Source organism: Winogradskyella poriferorum (genome assembly GCF_036553625.1).
GTDB lineage: Bacteria > Bacteroidota > Bacteroidia > Flavobacteriales > Flavobacteriaceae > Winogradskyella > Winogradskyella poriferorum.
In genome coordinates this window covers 793,128-809,111 of record NZ_JAZHOU010000001.1, presented here as the reverse complement: position 1 = coordinate 809,111, position 15,984 = coordinate 793,128, and the positions used below count along the sequence as shown (strand labels likewise).

Annotated in this window: 13 protein-coding genes; 7 read left to right on the top strand and 6 right to left on the bottom strand. The window is 35.6% G+C overall.

The genetic code is table 11. The annotated features are described in order from the left end of the window. Positions 1-103: 103 nt before the first annotated feature. From V1468_RS03670 to V1468_RS03660, 3 genes are all read left to right on the top strand, one after another. Positions 104-1,654 carry a serine hydrolase gene (locus tag V1468_RS03670; protein ID WP_331808895.1) on the top strand — a complete coding sequence of 517 codons (1,551 nt, stop codon included), beginning with the start codon at positions 104-106 and terminating at the stop codon, positions 1,652-1,654. Continuing rightward, the gene (gene brnQ, locus V1468_RS03665) at positions 1,654-2,958 is read left to right on the top strand and encodes a branched-chain amino acid transport system II carrier protein (protein WP_331808894.1); all 1,305 of its coding nucleotides are present in this window, start codon (positions 1,654-1,656) and stop codon (positions 2,956-2,958) included. The genes V1468_RS03670 and brnQ overlap by 1 nt, the downstream gene beginning before the upstream one ends. A gap of 249 nt (positions 2,959-3,207) precedes the next feature. Then, a complete protein-coding gene (locus V1468_RS03660) occupies positions 3,208-3,912 on the top strand; it encodes a DNA adenine methylase (RefSeq protein WP_331808893.1) in 705 nt (234 codons plus the stop codon). On the opposite strand, the gene V1468_RS03655 is transcribed toward V1468_RS03660, so the two are convergent. Beyond that, the gene (locus tag V1468_RS03655; protein ID WP_331808892.1) at positions 3,909-5,432 is read right to left on the bottom strand and encodes a serine hydrolase; all 1,524 of its coding nucleotides are present in this window, start codon (positions 5,430-5,432) and stop codon (positions 3,909-3,911) included. The genes V1468_RS03660 and V1468_RS03655 overlap by 4 nt on opposite strands. Continuing rightward, entirely contained in the window at positions 5,422-6,051 is a 630-nt protein-coding gene (locus V1468_RS03650; protein WP_331808891.1) for a GntR family transcriptional regulator, read from the bottom strand. The genes V1468_RS03655 and V1468_RS03650 overlap by 11 nt, the downstream gene beginning before the upstream one ends. 184 nt (positions 6,052-6,235) lie before the next feature. Between V1468_RS03650 and V1468_RS03645 the strand changes: the two genes are divergently transcribed. Further along, positions 6,236-7,564, top strand: a complete 1,329-nt coding sequence (locus tag V1468_RS03645; protein ID WP_331808890.1) for an aspartate kinase — start codon at positions 6,236-6,238, stop codon at positions 7,562-7,564. Between the two features lie 63 nt (positions 7,565-7,627). Further along, positions 7,628-7,879, top strand: coding sequence for a hypothetical protein (locus tag V1468_RS03640; RefSeq protein WP_331808889.1), 252 nt, complete (start codon positions 7,628-7,630; stop codon positions 7,877-7,879). Positions 7,880-7,883: 4 nt separating this feature from the next. Here the strand turns inward: V1468_RS03640 and V1468_RS03635 are convergent, their stop codons facing one another. The 4 genes from V1468_RS03635 to V1468_RS03620 all read right to left on the bottom strand — a co-directional run bounded on the left by V1468_RS03635 (position 7,884) and on the right by V1468_RS03620 (position 11,900). Continuing rightward, positions 7,884-9,053 carry a type II restriction endonuclease gene (locus tag V1468_RS03635; RefSeq protein WP_331808888.1) on the bottom strand — a complete coding sequence of 390 codons (1,170 nt, stop codon included), beginning with the start codon at positions 9,051-9,053 and terminating at the stop codon, positions 7,884-7,886. Beyond that, complete coding sequence (dcm, locus tag V1468_RS03630) at positions 9,010-10,251, bottom strand: DNA (cytosine-5-)-methyltransferase (RefSeq protein ID WP_331808887.1); 1,242 nt, start codon at positions 10,249-10,251, stop codon at positions 9,010-9,012. The genes V1468_RS03635 and dcm overlap by 44 nt, the downstream gene beginning before the upstream one ends. A gap of 115 nt (positions 10,252-10,366) precedes the next feature. Beyond that, positions 10,367-10,588 carry a hypothetical protein gene (locus V1468_RS03625; protein WP_134198251.1) on the bottom strand — a complete coding sequence of 74 codons (222 nt, stop codon included), beginning with the start codon at positions 10,586-10,588 and terminating at the stop codon, positions 10,367-10,369. Positions 10,589-10,607: 19 nt separating this feature from the next. Next, the gene (locus tag V1468_RS03620; protein ID WP_331808886.1) at positions 10,608-11,900 is read right to left on the bottom strand and encodes an aminopeptidase P family protein; all 1,293 of its coding nucleotides are present in this window, start codon (positions 11,898-11,900) and stop codon (positions 10,608-10,610) included. A 442-nt stretch (positions 11,901-12,342) separates the two neighbouring features. Here V1468_RS03620 and V1468_RS03615 point away from each other — a divergent pair, with 442 nt between their 5' ends. Further along, positions 12,343-15,186 carry a WD40/YVTN/BNR-like repeat-containing protein gene (locus V1468_RS03615; protein ID WP_331808885.1) on the top strand — a complete coding sequence of 948 codons (2,844 nt, stop codon included), beginning with the start codon at positions 12,343-12,345 and terminating at the stop codon, positions 15,184-15,186. Positions 15,187-15,293: 107 nt separating this feature from the next. Further along, positions 15,294-15,983 (top strand): succinate dehydrogenase cytochrome b subunit, encoded by a 690-nt coding sequence (locus V1468_RS03610; protein WP_331808884.1) that lies wholly within the window; start codon positions 15,294-15,296, stop codon positions 15,981-15,983. Position 15,984: the final 1 nt, after the last annotated feature.

Sequence of the window (15,984 nt, the reverse complement as noted above, 5' to 3'; positions counted from 1 at the left end):
AGATATGGATTGAAATTAGTATCGAGAACAGGTATTGAATAGTTCTCGATACTATTCCGAATGAATTCAGAATCACTCGAACTGAAGAAAAAATAAAATTTCTATGCTGTTAAAACGACTTTTTATCGCCCTTCTTTTAGTAAGTAGCACTAGCCTTTCTGCTCAATTGAATGAGGCTGAAATTGATAAATTAGTAAAAGAAACGCTCATAACTTTTGATGTGCCAGGCATCTCGGTTGGTGTGTTTAAAGATGGAAAAGAGGTCTATGCAAAAGGACATGGAGTACGATCTTTAACCTCTAAAAAAGACATGAATTCTGAAACCTTAGTCGGTGTAGCGTCTAACAGTAAGGGTTTTACCTGTTTTGCTTTAGCGATGTTGGTTGACGAAGGGAAATTAGATTGGGACGATCCTGTGCGTAAGTACATTCCAGAGTTTCAATTACATGATCCTTGGGTTACCGAGAATTTTACGGTCAGAGATTTGGTAACACACAGAAGCGGCATGGGATTAGGTGCTGGTGACCTTATGTTTTTTCCTGAAGGGAATGATTTTACGGTTCAGGATATCATTGATAACGTGAAATATTTAGAACCTGAAACATCCTTCAGAAGTAAGTTTGCCTATAACAATAATATGTTCATCATTGCTGGTGAAGTTTTAAAACGCATCAGTGGATTGTCCTGGGAAGATTTCATTGAAACTAAGATTATGAAACCTGTTGGCATGACGAGTTCTAAAGCATCCTACAACAGAGTAAAAGATAAGTCTAATATTATTGATGCACACACCAGAGCGGAAGGTAAGGTGATTCAAATTCCACACGATTGGAGCGAAACTGCAAATGCAGCAGGTGGTATTGTTAGTAATGTGCATGATATGATGACCTGGGCAAAGTTTTTAATGAATGACGCTGTTACAGAAAAGGGAGAACGTTTATTGAGCGAAGCACAGTTTCACGAGCTTTGGCAATTGCAAACACCATTAAAAGTCAGAGCCAACGACTCTTACGATTCTAACTTTAGAGGTTACGGATTGGGTTGGTTTGTAACTGATGTGAAAGGTGGTCACAAACAAGTGTATCATACAGGTGGATTGATTGGCACTGTGACGCAGTTTACCATGATACCTGATTTAGATTTAGCGATTGTAGTATTAACCAATCAAATGAATGGTTCTGCATTTACGACAATCACAAACACTATTAAAGATTCATACTTAGGGTACGAAAATCGTAATTGGTTACAGCGTTTAGGGCAGAATAATGCTGACTATTTAAAGTATAACGACAGTATAAAAACAGAAGTTTTTGCTCAGGTAGAAAAGGCGAAAACGCAATTAACAACACCAAGTCCAGAGCAAATAGTAGGTACTTATACAGATGATTGGTTTGGAGATATAACCATTGCACACAATGGCAAAAAATACAGCATCAAATGTGAGCGTTCACCACGTTTATTTGGGGAATTGTTACCATACAATGCTACAACATTTGTTGCCAAATGGAATGATAGAAGCTACGATGCTGATGTATTTGTGCAATTTACATTTAATGAAAAGGAAGAAGCGGTTTCAGCAACGATGAAGTACATTGCACCAATTACCGATTTTAGTTTCGATTTTCACGACTTAGAACTTAAAAAGACCAAATAGTGAATATTCAACGCAAAGAACTTTTAGTCACAAGTTTCGCTTTGTTTTCCCTTTTTTTTGGAGCAGGAAACTTATTGTTGCCACCAATGTTGGGATACAATTCTGGCGAAAACTGGCTTTGGGTTGCTGTAGGCTTTATGATTACAGCCGTTGTTATTCCTATCATTGGAATATTAGCACATGCCAGACTTCAAGGTACGTTGTTTGATTTTGGTAAAAAAGTATCACCAACGTTCAGCTTAATTTACTGTATTCTTATTTATGTTATTGCGGTTGCCATTCCATCACCTCGAACAGCTGCTGCAACGCATGAGATTGCCATTCATCCTGCCTTTGGTACGTCGCCATTATTAACCAGTAGTATTTATTTTGCTTTAGTGTTAGTTTTTGTGTTGAATCGTTCCAAAATATTGAATCTCATCGGAAAGTTTTTAACACCATTTATAGTAATCATGTTGCTGGCAGTGATAGCGATTGGTTTATTTTATTCGGAATTTACCACAGGAACACCTCAATTTGACACACCTATCGTTTCCGGAATTTTAGAAGGCTATCAAACCTTTGACGCTATCGGAGCAGTGGTTGTAGGTGCGGTAATTATTGTATCGCTTAACTTCGATAACATGGAGGTAAGTCGCTTCGAGTCGAAACGAAAACTCATTAGAAATTCAGGCTTTATTGCAGGTTTAGGTCTATTTGTAATTTACGCTGGATTAATTGCTGTTGGTGCGTATTATGGTTCTGAGATTAGCGTTGATACAGCCTTGAGTAACGATATGCAACGCGCTAACCTACTAAGAGATATTAGTATAAAATCCTTGGGCGAATTTGGTAATACGGTTTTAAGTGTTCTTATTTCTTTAGCTTGTTTTACCACAGCTGTTGGTATTATTGCTGGTACAGCAGATTATTTTAAAGGACTGTTAAATGATTCGCAAACTGGTTTTGTAGTCACTGCCATCATTGGTTGTGTGTTGGGTGTTATTGTTGGGCAGCTCGATTTTAACTCTATTGTTGTAGTGGCTATTCCTGTATTGTTATTAGTATATCCTATTACGATTATGCTTATTTTACTGAATGTTTTGCCTGAGAAACTAGCAACTCCAGTTGTGTTTAGAGCTGTAATTATCGTCACTTTAGTATTCAGCATACCAGATGTTATTGGGTTTTTAAGCCCTTCGGAAGGCTTACAAAAGTTAACAGAATATATTCCTTTAGCAAAGCATAGTTTGGGTTGGGTGTTACCTTCAGTTGTAACCTTTGGAATAGTTTCTATGGTGAAATCAAAGGCGAAAACCATTTAGTATGAAACATCAATTTTTAAATCATGCTTTCCGTTTTAATAAAACTATCGATACGTCAGTTCGAGTGATTTTGAAGGATGAAAAATTGTATCGAAAACAAATTCTTAGGCTAAAATTCTTATTCTCGATACACGATTTTCTCATTGCAATCGTAAACCGCACTCGAATTGACGAATTTTCATCAAAATTTAGAATGCCATATGATTTTTATATTCCAAGTAATTGTGTTAACCCAATAGAACCCGTTGCATGAAATACATGGGAAGCAAGGCACGTTTTGCCAAACATATATTACCAATTATTCTAAAAGACAGACAGCCAAGGCAATCTTATATTGAACCTTTTGCAGGTGGTATGAATATGATAGACAAGGTCGACGGTATCCGAATTGCCAACGATCAGCATGAAGAATTAATGGCGATGTGGCAAGCCTTGATTTACGAGAATTGGGATCCTCCAAAATCGGTAAGTGAGGACGAATACAAAGCCATAAAATACAATCAAGACGACTATCCAAAACATCTAGTGGCTTATGTTGGTTTTAATTCGTTTGGAGGCAAGTGGTTTGCAGGTTACCGACGCGATAAGCAAGGCAAACGCGATTATTGGGCAGAACATTATCGAAATATTACCAAACAAGTGCCTAATCTCGAAGGCGTGATTTTATCTTGTAAATCCTATACCGAATTAGAGATTCCTGAAAATAGTATCGTCTATTGCGATCCACCTTACGCATCTACCACCAAATACAGAGATAGTTTCGACCATGACAAATTTTGGGAATGGTGCAGGCAACAAAGCAAATTAGGCCATCAAGTGTTTATAAGCGAATACAACGCACCAGAAGACTTTAAATGTATTTGGGAAAAACCAGCAAAAACAAGTTTCTCGTGGCATGTCGATAACTTACCTGCTAAAAAGAGTCTGGAACGTTTGTTTGTCTATGCTGATTAATTCTTGATTAGGCTTTCTAGAGCAATCTTTCCTTTTTCGTAATTAGGATTGATTTCTAATGTTTTTTCATAGCATGCTTTTGCGTTCAAGGTGTCTTTTAAATTAAGGTATGAATTTCCTAAAAGTCGCCATGAATAGGTTGAAGTTTCATTAATAGTATTATAATGACCAAGAATGGTTTTCGCATCCTTCCAATGTTTACCATTTTCTAAAACAGCTCCCATAGTTAAGATGTCATTATCATCAACAAAATAGATGTCAGTAGTATCAGCCTTCATGTTATTCCAAAGGTTTTCAGCAGCATCAATACCTTCACTTTTGTAGGCTTTTGCGAATGGATAACGTGCCGAAACATTATAGGATTTTGGCTCTTTTTCAAACACAACTTCAGATGCTGCATTAACAATTCGACCTGTTCGTGCAAAATCCCTATTTGCCATTACGACTATAGAAATATTTTCCTCTGGATAAACATAGAACAAAGTCTCAAAGCCTGTATCATTTCCGGTATGCATTATAATAGGTTTATCTAAATACGATTTCACAAACCAACTTAGCGCTATTTTATCTCCCCAAGGTGTATCTCTATAGGGTTTTATAAGCATGTCAAAATGCTTTTCATCAAAAACAAGTGTTCCGTTGTAGGTGCCTTTTCCGGTATATAGCATTCCCCACTTACACATATCTAAAAGTGTCGATTGCAAACCCGAACTCGGAAAGTACTTTTCTGTATAAGGATATGGAGACCACTCTTGCGTAGCAATACCATAAGAATAAGGTTTTGCCCAACTTTTTGGTAAGGTATCTAAGGGTTTAAAATAATGACTTTCATTCATGTCTAATGGCATTAAAATATGCTCCTTAACATAATCTGGAAAATACATACCACTTGCTCTGCTCACTACAATTCCTAAAATATCAAAGGCCGAATTGCTATAGCTAAACTGAGAACCAGGTTCAAAATCGAGTTCAAAATCTTTTACATTTTCTAAATTTTCTTCCATGGCTTCAGGTCCAGTTTTTGGATTTAGCCAATCGTTTGAACTCACATGTCTTGGGATTCCTGACGTGTGATTTAAAATATGTTGAATAGTGATGTCTTTATAGCCTTCACCTTTCATTGCAAATTCAGGAATGTATTTGATGATAGGATCAGAGAGGCTTAGTTTTCCTTGCTGAATTAGTTTTACAACAGTAGCTGCTGTAAAAGGTTTTGAAACCGACGCAATATGAAAAACTGTATTAAAGTCGGCTTTTTCTTCTGTTTCAATATTAGCATAACCAAATGTTTTGGCGTAGATAATTTCGTTGCCTTTAGTAATGCCAATAGCCAAACCAGCAGTATTATCTGTAAGTTTCCTAAGGTTGTTAACGTAAGGTGTAAGCACACTATCTATATGCTGACCCAATTCGGTTTGTACCAGCGATGTTTTAGACTTTGGTTCTGGTGTTGTTTCGGTTTTGCAACTGCCAAAAAGCATGACTAGGCACACGAGACCAATGAGTTGTTTACTGTTCATGATGATTTTGATTGATGTGATTGATGCTGATATTCCAATTGTCCTGTAGAATGCTGATGGCCTTATCAACCTCTTTTTGTTCTAAAGCATCAATGATGTCATTGTGCATTTTTACTGAGGTTTCATTTGGCATATTGGTCATATACACATGCTCATAGATGAATATGCGAAGCCGAATATCTTCTATGAGTTTATGTGCATACTGATTGGTGTACGATTTTATAAGACATTTATGAAACGCCATATCGAGTTTAAGGCGTTCTGTTGCATGGGTTGCCTTAGTAAAATTAAGGTTGATGAGCCTTAATTCTGCTAATTGTGCATTAGTGAATGTGGATTGTTTTACAGCTGCAGTTTCTAGGGTTATCATAAGCTCATAAAGTTCCAAGGCTTCAGAAGTGTTGAGCTCGGTAACAAAAAAACCACGATTAGGAATGTACGTCACAATACCAGTTTCTACCAGCTGACTCAAAGCCTCACGAACAGGTGTTGCACTAACCTCTAAAGTCTCGGCAATACTAGGTAATGAAATACGATGACCGGGAGCAATTAAGCCTTCAGCCATCTGATTTAAAAGTATGGTTTTAACGTCTTTTCGGAGGTTTTGTATTGTAATCATGTTTCAAATATAATATATAATATATGATTTAACAAATTTATTTGATATCATAGTTAGATTGAAGTATCCAGATAATAGTTATTTGTTAACTATATAACAAATTGTAATTAATTGTACTATTTTTTTAAAATTTAGGTCAATAGCTCAAAGGTCATCTACATTTGCGCCCTAAAATAAACGCATTATGTTAGTATATAAGTTTGGTGGTACCTCAGTAGGCTCAGTAGTGAATATGAATCATGTAAAAGATATCATTAACACCAAAGACCGTAAAATTGTTGTGTTGTCTGCCATGTCTGGTACCACAAATGCCTTGGTTGAAATTTCAAGATTGATTGAAGTTGGTGATCTTACAACAGCCAAAACCATCATCACAGAGCTGAACGAAACATATAATGCTGTGGTTTACGATTTGTTACAAGACCAAGCATTACGTTTGGAAGTGAGCAAGTACGTTAATGCCAGATTCAAGCTGATATTAGATGCGATTAACGAGCCATTTTCACAAACGTTACATAACAGTATTGTTGCCAATGGAGAATTACTATCTACCTATATGTTTAGTCGCTTGTTGCAACAAGAAGGATTCAATGTAAGGTTATTACCAGCTTTAGATTTTATGCGTATTGATAGCCATAACGAACCGGATAATTTTTACATCAAGCAAAACCTTAACCGACTTATCAATACTGTTGAACCAGCTGATATTTACATTACACAAGGCTTTATTTGTTTAGATGCCGAAGGACAAATTACCAACCTGCAACGTGGTGGAAGCGATTATACAGCAACTATAATTGGTGCAGCCATTGAAGCTGATGAGGTGCAAATCTGGACCGATATTGATGGGTTCCATAATAACGACCCACGTTACGTTAACGATACACAGGCCTTATCGCATTTGTCGTACGATGAAGCTGCTGAGCTGGCTTATTTTGGAGCTAAGATTTTGCATCCGCAAACCGTAATGCCAGTGCGTCAACTCGATATTCCATTACGACTAAAAAACACCATGGCACTACAAGCACATGGCACGTTAATTACTAACAAAGTTCATGGTGAAGGTATTAAAGCCATTGCAGCAAAAGATGGTATTACAGCCATAAAAATTAAGTCGGTACGTATGTTGTTGGCACATGGCTTTTTAAAGAAAGTATTTGAGGTTTTTGAGCGTTACGAAACGTCCATAGACATGGTAACAACCTCAGAAATTGCAGTGTCCTTAACCATAGACAACACAACACATTTAGAAGCTATTACCGAAGAACTCGAAAAATTTGCAACTGTAGCCATTGACGACTACATGAGTATTGTCTGCCTGGTTGGTAACCAGATTATTTACCATCCTGATACGCCAGAACTCTTCCAGGTGCTACAAGATGTTAATGTGCGTATGATTGCTTATGGTGGTAGCAACAATAATATTTCATTATTGGTAAATACCAGCGATAAGTTAGAAACCTTGCAGAAGTTACAGCGTTATGTTTTTGAGGGTGGTTTAGTGGGAGTATAAAATGATACATATTGTCGGTTGACCAAGGTTTCTTATTAAGGTAATTTTGAAAAAAACTTAATTATGAAACCAAATAAAAGAGGGCAAATAGTAAAATTCCATACACCTTATGAAGATGAAGACCCTAACGATAGATATGTTACTATGGAGGTGATTGAAGATGGTGAGAAATCTAGAGCGAGAATATACGCTTTAAATACAGGAATGGCTTATCCGCCTATTAGTATGGTACCGTTAAAAGATTTAGAAGTTGATGAGCTAATGACCGATCAGCTGGATTATTATCTTAAGTATGGTAATCACAATTTGTTTTAGAGGCTTATTTTTGAGTTCCTCTTACAAAATTCAAGAAATGTTCTAGTATTAATATATCGCTGCGATATTCTTGTGGAAAACTTGATAGGTAAGCTTTAGGAACAACCAACTGTACATTATATTTTTTCATTTCTTCCAGTTGATTTTTTGAGATCCCTTGCTGTAATGTAAACAAATGTTTTGTTCTTATTCTGTCTGCTTCATTTAAAATTTGTCTCCAACGATCTTTACAAGTAGTTTTTGAAGCTAACAAAACAAGTTTCTTTTCATCAAAAGTAGAATCATGATACGCTTCAATATTAGGAAATAAAAAATCTGGTTTTTTATTATTTTCTGTAACCACTTGTGTCTGGAAAATAAGTTCGGATATTCTGAATATTTCCTCTAAGTGATGCTCAAGTGATTTTCCAGCACGGCTTTTTCGTCTATTGAGAATAGTGTTTGCTGAAACTACCAAATCTTCGACAGATGGAAAGGGGTTTTTTATAAGTTCTGCATATCGATCATTTTCAAGTGTTTTGAATAGGTCATATTCAGCTTCTAACCATTTAAGAATTTCTCTATCAGGGTTTGATTTAATTTGGTTTATTGTTACATCATAGGCGTTTATATAGCATTTTCGTGAGCTTGAAGCTATTTCTAAAGTTGGAGGAAAATCAACAGTTAAAGTTTTGATGTATTTTAAAAAACAAGTAATTAAATTATCTTCAGCAGTTTGTTCTGACTGTTTTGGAATGATGCCATTTGTTTCTGTCGAAGAAATATTTAAAGCTGCAAAAAAGTCTTCAATGTCATCGTCACTACTTAAGACAAAAGCTTCATAATAATCAATCGACTTTTTAGAAATGATTAATAAATCACCAACATTGTCATCAGTTAAATAAGGGAAGTTTTTACCAAAACGTGTTAATCGGTACTCATTCCTTGTGCCTCTGCCATAGTATATAAATCTACTTGTTGTCTCAAAATCATCTTGCCATTTGATTGTGGCAAAATGGTCTTTGTTGGTTCCTTTTTCTCCTTCTGCATCAAAGAATAAAGGCCAAGAGGATTTGTGTAAATGAAAACCAGCTTGATGTCCTCCTGTAGCTCCTGTGTCATTAGGCTTAATGAATTTGCTAAATGCTATTTCAGACTCTTGTGCTGATTGAATTGCTTTCTCTACTATGCTCATTTGCTTTCAAAAGTTCTTTAACAATGTTCTTTCCGACTGCTTGTATTAATGGCACAGCTACAGAATTACCAAATTGTTTGTATGCTTGATTGTTAGAAACAGGAATAATAAATTTATCTGGGAAACCTTGAATTCTGGCACACTCTCTTGGTGTTAGCCTTCTTGGGTTTTTCCCTCTTTGAGGTATTAGTATTTCAGCACCATCTTTATAATATCTTGCACTTAAAGTACGAGAAACTCCATTTAAGTCGGTTAGTCCAAAACCAAAGCCGTTTCCTTTAGCTTGGTGTTTTTTCTTATATTCTTGAAGATAATTCCAAAGTTTATCAGACAGTGTATATTTTGATTCAACCCGCTTTTGTAAAATTTCTCTAATTGCTAATAAAGTATTTGGTGGTTCAGGGAATTCAAAAGTTTCTTTTTCTTTGAAAATTGATTTTTTAAACCCAACAATTATGATTCTTTCCCTGTGTTGAGGAACATAATATTTTGCATCTAAAACCTTATAATGAATTGAATAACCTAATTCAGTTAACGTTTCGGTTATTACTTTAAAAGTTTTCTTTTTATCGTGGGAAACAAGGTTTTTTACATTTTCTAACATAAAAACCTTTGGTTTTTTATGCTCAACTATTCTAGCAATGTCAAAAAACAATGTGCCTTGGGTTTTGTCTAAAAATCCGTGTTGTCTACCTAAAGAATTTTTCTTTGAAACACCAGCAATAGAAAAAGGCTGACATGGAAAACCTCCTAATAATATATCGTGGTCTGGAATTTCTTTTTCAGAAACTTGGGTTATGTCTCCAAAAGGAACTTCTCCAAAATTAGCTTCATATGTTTTTTTTGCAAAAGAATCCCATTCACTTGTAAAAACACATTTTCCTCCATTATTTTGAAATGCAAGGCGAATTCCTCCAATTCCTGCAAACAAATCAATGAATTTAAAGTTTGGGTTTTCAGGTGGAGGAAACGGAATATCCCATTTTATAGGTAAATAATATTGAAAATCTGGCTCGTGAACAATTTCTAAGTTTTCGTGTAATTCCGCTAAATATTCTTTTGCTGTTGGCTTATAGTATTGAGAAACCCCATTTTTATGATTTTGAAAATAGTGTGTTAAATGAGCCATTTCGTTAGTAGTTTTTTTATCTACAACGATTTTTAATTTTTCTCTTATGTCCGAATATTTTTTGCTCATTTATACAAAAATGCTTAGAAATTAGATTTTATACTATTAAGAGGCGAATAAATTATTAACAGTTTTAATTTATCAATTCCTCAATTGTCTCACCTTCAATATTAAAATTTATGATCTACCTCTTATAAATCGCTCCAGTAGCAAAATCAACAATAAGACCAGGTGCAAAAAGTAGAATATCTGCAATAAGCCATCCCACTCTAACATCGCGTTGTTGTTGTCCTGGTGCAGGTTTTGTTTTTTGACTCGATGAAATTGGTCCACCTAAAATAGTGGCACATCCTGTGGTGCTAAAAAGCAAGCTTAAACAAAGTAAGCCTATGCAAATACGTTTCATATATAATCAGTTTTGGTTATTATGCGTTCATTAATTCCTCAATCTCTTCAGCTTCAATAGGAATATTTGCCATTAAGTTAAAAGGTTCTCCTTGGTCTTGTATCACTACATCATCCTCTAAACGGATACCAAAACCTTCATTTGGAATATAAATACCAGGCTCTACAGTAAATACCATGTTGGCTTGCATTGGTTCGTGTAGTAAACCATAATCGTGCGTGTCTAAACCAATATGGTGACTTGTGCCATGCATAAAGTACTTTTTGTACGCTGGCCAATCTGGATTTTCGTTTTGCACATCAGCTTTATCCAATAAACCAAGACCTAACAATTCTGAGGTCATTAATTTACCAACTTCTACATGATATTGTTCCCAAAGTGTACCAGGAACCAACATTTTAGTTGCTTCATTTTTTACACGCAACACAGCATTGTAAACCGCTTTTTGGCGTTCAGTGTACTTGCCATTTACTGGAATAGTTCGGCTTAAATCACTAGAGTAGTTGGCGTATTCAGCAGCAGTATCAAAAAGAATTAAATCTCCATCTTTACACTGTTGGTTGTTTTCAATATAGTGTAATACATTGGCATTATTTCCAGAAGCAATAATTGGAGTGTAAGCAAAACCTTTAGAACGATTTCTTAAGAATTCGTGCATCATTTCGGCTTCAATTTCAAACTCCCAAACACCAGGTTTTACAAAACCTAAAACTCTTCGGAAGGCTTTCTCAGTAATATTGCAAGCCTTTTGCATTAAGTCGATTTCTATTGGATCCTTTACAGAGCGTAAACGTTGTAAAATAGGATTGCTTTTCGCCACAGAATGCGCAGGATACAGATTTTTTAACCATTTGGTGAAACGATCTTCACGAGTTTCGGTCTCAACATTGGCTCTGTAATGCTCGTTAGTGTTAATGTAAACCGTGTCGCATTGCGTCATCAGTTCAAACATAATTTTTTCTAGGTCTTGTAACCAATACACGGTTTTTACACCAGAGGTTTCAAAGGCTTTTTCTTTAGTGAGTTTTTCGCCTTCCCAAACGGCAATATGATCGTTAGTTTCTTTTAAGAATAAGATTTCACGATGTTTTTCTTTTGGGCAATCTGGAAAAATAACCAAAATACTTTCTTCCTGATCTACACCACTGAGGTAAAAAATATCGCGATGCTGTGCAAAAGGTAAGGTGCTATCTGCACTTACAGGATAAATATCGTTGGAGTTAAAAACAGCTAAACTGTTTGGCTTCATCTGAGAAGCAAAGTTTTTACGGTTTTTTATGAATAGGTTACGGTCTATAGGATGGTATTTCATTTGATAGTTATTTATTGTTTTAATCTACAAAAAGTAAATCCTTGTCATTCTGAATTTATTTCAGAATCTGAAACAAGTTCAGATTGACAAAAACTGATTTAAAATTTGATAAGTCTTTTAACGTCAGTTCGAGTGGTTTTCTTGGATTGCGATTTCAGAGAAATCCAAGAAAATTGTATCGAGAACAAGTGCGACATAAAAATTTCTATTCTCGATACAAATTTTTGTAAAAGGCAAAAACTCACTCGAATTGACGAAATTTTTAAGAGCATACTTTAATGCTTTCGAACACCTCAACTTGACGATAAAGTTTCGTTTTTTCAAAAATAAACAAAGTAAAACGCAAGCCCAAGCCTATTAAGATAATCTGTTAAACTTTGTTTATAAATTTTGAAGATATATGGATTAATGGCTAAATTCAGCCAACTTAAAAACCAACCACATGTTTAAAACTAAATTCCTGTCGTTTGCATTTGCTGCAAGTGCTTTAGTAGCCTTCGCACAACAACCAGCAACCTCTGCTGAAACCGTAAAAAATGCTTTAGTGCAAAAGCGCGAAATGGCAAAAACGTCCTTGGTAAAACAAGTGCCTTTTAAAAATATTGGACCAACCGTAATGAGTGGTCGTGTGGTAGATGTGGATGTCAATCCAGAAATGCCATCGGAATTTTATGTTGGTTATGCGTCTGGTGGTGTTTGGCATACAACCAATAACGGAACTACTTTCAATCCAATTTTAGACAGTTCAGACACTCAGAATGTTGGTGATATTGCTGTGCACTGGCCAACGAGAACGATATATGTTGGTACAGGCGAAAATAATGCGTCGCGTTCGTCGTATGCTGGTATTGGGTTGTTAAAATCTACAGACAATGGCAAGACTTGGGAAAACTTAGGTTTGATGGATGCACATCATTTTGCGCAGATTTTAATCCATCCAGATAATCCAGATGTGGTAACCGTTGGTGCTACAGGACATTTGTATTCACAAAACAAAGAACGCGGAATTTATAAAACGACTGATGGTGGTAAAACTTGGAAGCAGACACTTTTTGTAGATGAGGAAAGTGGTATTATCGATTTGCAACATAGTCCAAAAAACTACAATGTGATGTTTGCAACATCATGGACTAAAGATCGTAAAGCATGGAATTTTACAGGAAACGGTAGCAATTCAGCCATTTATAAAAGTACAGATGCAGGTGAAACTTGGACCAAGATATCTACAGAAAAAAGTGGTTTTCCAACAGGTGAAGGAGTTGGTCGTATCGGTATAGCAGTCTTTAATGATGATGTGGTATATGCCGTTCATGATAGTCAGTTTAGACGACCAGATGATAAAAAGAAGGATGATAAAGGAGACTTAACAAAAGAAGATTTCAAGACCATGTCTAAGGCTGATTTCTTGGCTTTAGACAATAAAAAACTGAATGCATTTTTGAGAACGAATGGTTTTCAGGAAAAATACAGACCAGAAAATGTGAAGCAAATGGTACGTTCTGGTAACGTAAAACCTATTGATTTAGCAAAATATCTTGAAGATTCCAACTCTATGTTGTTTGATACTCCTGTAATTGGTGCTGAGGTATACAAAAGTACAGATGGAGGCAAAACCTGGAAGACAACCCACGACGATTATCTAGATGGTATCTACTACAGTTACGGCTATTATTTTGGTCACATTCATGTGTCGCCAGTAAACGAAAATGACATTTACATTTATGGTGTGCCGATTGTAAAATCTAAAGATGGTGGAAAAACATGGACATCCATCAGTGCAGAAAATGTGCATGCCGATCATCATGCACTTTGGATTAATCCTAAAAATCCTAATCATTTAATTGATGGTAATGATGGAGGTATTAATATTTCTTACGATGATGGTGAAAACTGGATAAAGAACAATTCGCCTTCAGTTGGACAATTCTATGCCATTAATGTGGACAATGAAAAACCATACAACGTTTATGGAGGTTTGCAAGATAATGGTGTTTGGGTTGGTGCACATAATGCACGCGAAGACAAGGCTTGGCATCAAGAAGGCCAGTATCCATGGAAATCCATAATGGGAGGTGATGGTATGCAAATTCAAATTGACAGTAGAAATTCTAATGTTGTATACACAGGCTATCAATTCGGAAATTATTACAGATTAAATCTTGAAACTGAAGATCAGAAATACATTCAGCCAAAGCATACTTTAGGTGAAAATCCGTACCGTTTCAACTGGCAAACTCCAATTTTATTGTCGCCTCACAACCAAGATATTTTGTATTTGGGTGGTAACAAGTTAATGCGTTCTATGAATCAAGGTAACGATTGGGAAGCCATTAGTGACGATTTAACCAATGGAGGCAAAAAAGGAAATGTAGCTTATGGTACTTTGACAACCATTTCAGAAAGTCCATTTCAATTTGGTTTAATTTACACAGGAAGTGATGATGGTTTGGTACATATTACTAAAAATGCAGGTGGTAGTTGGACTAATATTTCAAATTCCTTTCCAAAGGATTTATGGGTGAGTCGTGTAATAGCTTCGCAACACAAAAAGGAACGTGTTTATGTCACTTTGAATGGTTACCGTTGGGATGATTTTAAAGTCTATGCCTACATGAGTGATGATTATGGACAAACTTGGAAAGACATCAGCGGAAACATACCAGCATCTCCAGTAAATGTGATAAAAGAAGATCCTAAAAACGAAAATATCTTGTATTTAGGAACCGATAACGGAGCTTATGTGTCTTTTGATAAAGGTACATCTTGGAATGTGTTTTCAGAAGGCTTGCCAAACGTAGCGATTCATGATATTGTGGTGCAACCAGAAGCTGGTGATTTATTATTAGGAACGCATGGACGTAGCATTTATAAAACCAACATTTCGGCTTTACAAAAGGTAAATTCAGAAATGGACGCCAAAGCCATAACGTTTTTCGATATGGAGTCTGTACGTCATTCGGGTCGTTGGGGAAGTTCCTGGGGAAGATGGTACGACGCTTTTGAGCCTAAAACAACCATTCAGTTTTATAGCAATGCTCCAGGTACAAAAACCTTGAAAATTCTATCAGAAAATGGATCAGAATTAAATAGAATGTCTGTTAATGTTGTTAAAGGATTAAACTATGTAGATTATGATTTAACGTTAACGGAAAAAGGAAAGAAAGCTTTAGAAAAAGAGAATAAAGAATTAAAGATTGGTAAATCTGGCAACGGAAAATATTACTTACCCAAAGGAACTTACACAGTAAAAATTGATGATAGCTCTACCAAGTTAGAGATAAAATAACGCCTCTAATTAAATTCATTCTAAATAATTAATTATAATACAGCGCAGTTGGCTAAAAACCATTTGCGCTGTATCTTTGTAGGACTAACAAAAAGATTAGATCTACAATGAGCGGAATTTTTAATTCTTCGATAGGAAGAAAGTTTGCCATGGCACTTTCGGCATTCTTCCTTATGATTTTCCTAGTAATGCACGTTTCCATCAATTTTACCTCTGTTTTTAGCGAGGAACTATTTAATGAGTTATCTCATTTTATGGGAACAAATCCATTAATACAAGGACTTATGCAGCCAATTTTAATCATTGGTGTTATTTTCCATTTTGTGATGGGATTCATACTTGAAGCACAAAACAGAGCATCAAGAGGAAGTGTAAAATATGCAAAGAATGCAGCGTCAGCGAACTCAAGTTGGATGTCTAGAAACATGCTTTTAAGTGGGCTGGTAATTTTAGCCTTTTTAGGTATTCATTTTTATGATTTCTGGGTACACGAAATGACAGTGAAATATATTGATGGTGATATGAGTGGTCTTATAGATCCGAATGTTGCTGACTCTGGTTTCCGTTATTATGAAGAGTTAAGAGAAAAATTTGTAAGTCCAGTTAGAGTTGGGATTTACGTAGTAGCTTTTGTACTATTAGCACTTCACTTATTGCATGGATTTAATTCTGCATTTCAATCAGTTGGAGCCAATAATAAATATACAAAAGGTCTTAAAGGATTTAGTAAAGTGTATTCTATAGGGATTCCTGCTTTATTCATTTTTATCGCAGTTTATCATCACTTTACACACTAAA

What these genes read in the sequence shown, in the direction of transcription:
- V1468_RS03670 (WP_331808895.1), top strand. Translation starts at nt 104, where the DNA reads ATGCTGTTAAAACGACTTTTTATCGCCCTTCTTTTAGTAAGTAGCACT.
- V1468_RS03660 (WP_331808893.1), top strand. Translation starts at nt 3,208, where the DNA reads ATGAAATACATGGGAAGCAAGGCACGTTTTGCCAAACATATATTACCA.
- V1468_RS03655 (WP_331808892.1), bottom strand. Translation starts at nt 5,432, where the DNA reads ATGAACAGTAAACAACTCATTGGTCTCGTGTGCCTAGTCATGCTTTTT.
- V1468_RS03650 (WP_331808891.1), bottom strand. Translation starts at nt 6,051, where the DNA reads ATGATTACAATACAAAACCTCCGAAAAGACGTTAAAACCATACTTTTA.
- V1468_RS03645 (WP_331808890.1), top strand. Translation starts at nt 6,236, where the DNA reads ATGTTAGTATATAAGTTTGGTGGTACCTCAGTAGGCTCAGTAGTGAAT.
- V1468_RS03640 (WP_331808889.1), top strand. Translation starts at nt 7,628, where the DNA reads ATGAAACCAAATAAAAGAGGGCAAATAGTAAAATTCCATACACCTTAT.
- V1468_RS03635 (WP_331808888.1), bottom strand. Translation starts at nt 9,053, where the DNA reads ATGAGCATAGTAGAGAAAGCAATTCAATCAGCACAAGAGTCTGAAATA.
- dcm (WP_331808887.1), bottom strand. Translation starts at nt 10,251, where the DNA reads ATGAGCAAAAAATATTCGGACATAAGAGAAAAATTAAAAATCGTTGTA.
- V1468_RS03625 (WP_134198251.1), bottom strand. Translation starts at nt 10,588, where the DNA reads ATGAAACGTATTTGCATAGGCTTACTTTGTTTAAGCTTGCTTTTTAGC.
- V1468_RS03620 (WP_331808886.1), bottom strand. Translation starts at nt 11,900, where the DNA reads ATGAAATACCATCCTATAGACCGTAACCTATTCATAAAAAACCGTAAA.
- V1468_RS03615 (WP_331808885.1), top strand. Translation starts at nt 12,343, where the DNA reads ATGTTTAAAACTAAATTCCTGTCGTTTGCATTTGCTGCAAGTGCTTTA.
- V1468_RS03610 (WP_331808884.1), top strand. Translation starts at nt 15,294, where the DNA reads ATGAGCGGAATTTTTAATTCTTCGATAGGAAGAAAGTTTGCCATGGCA.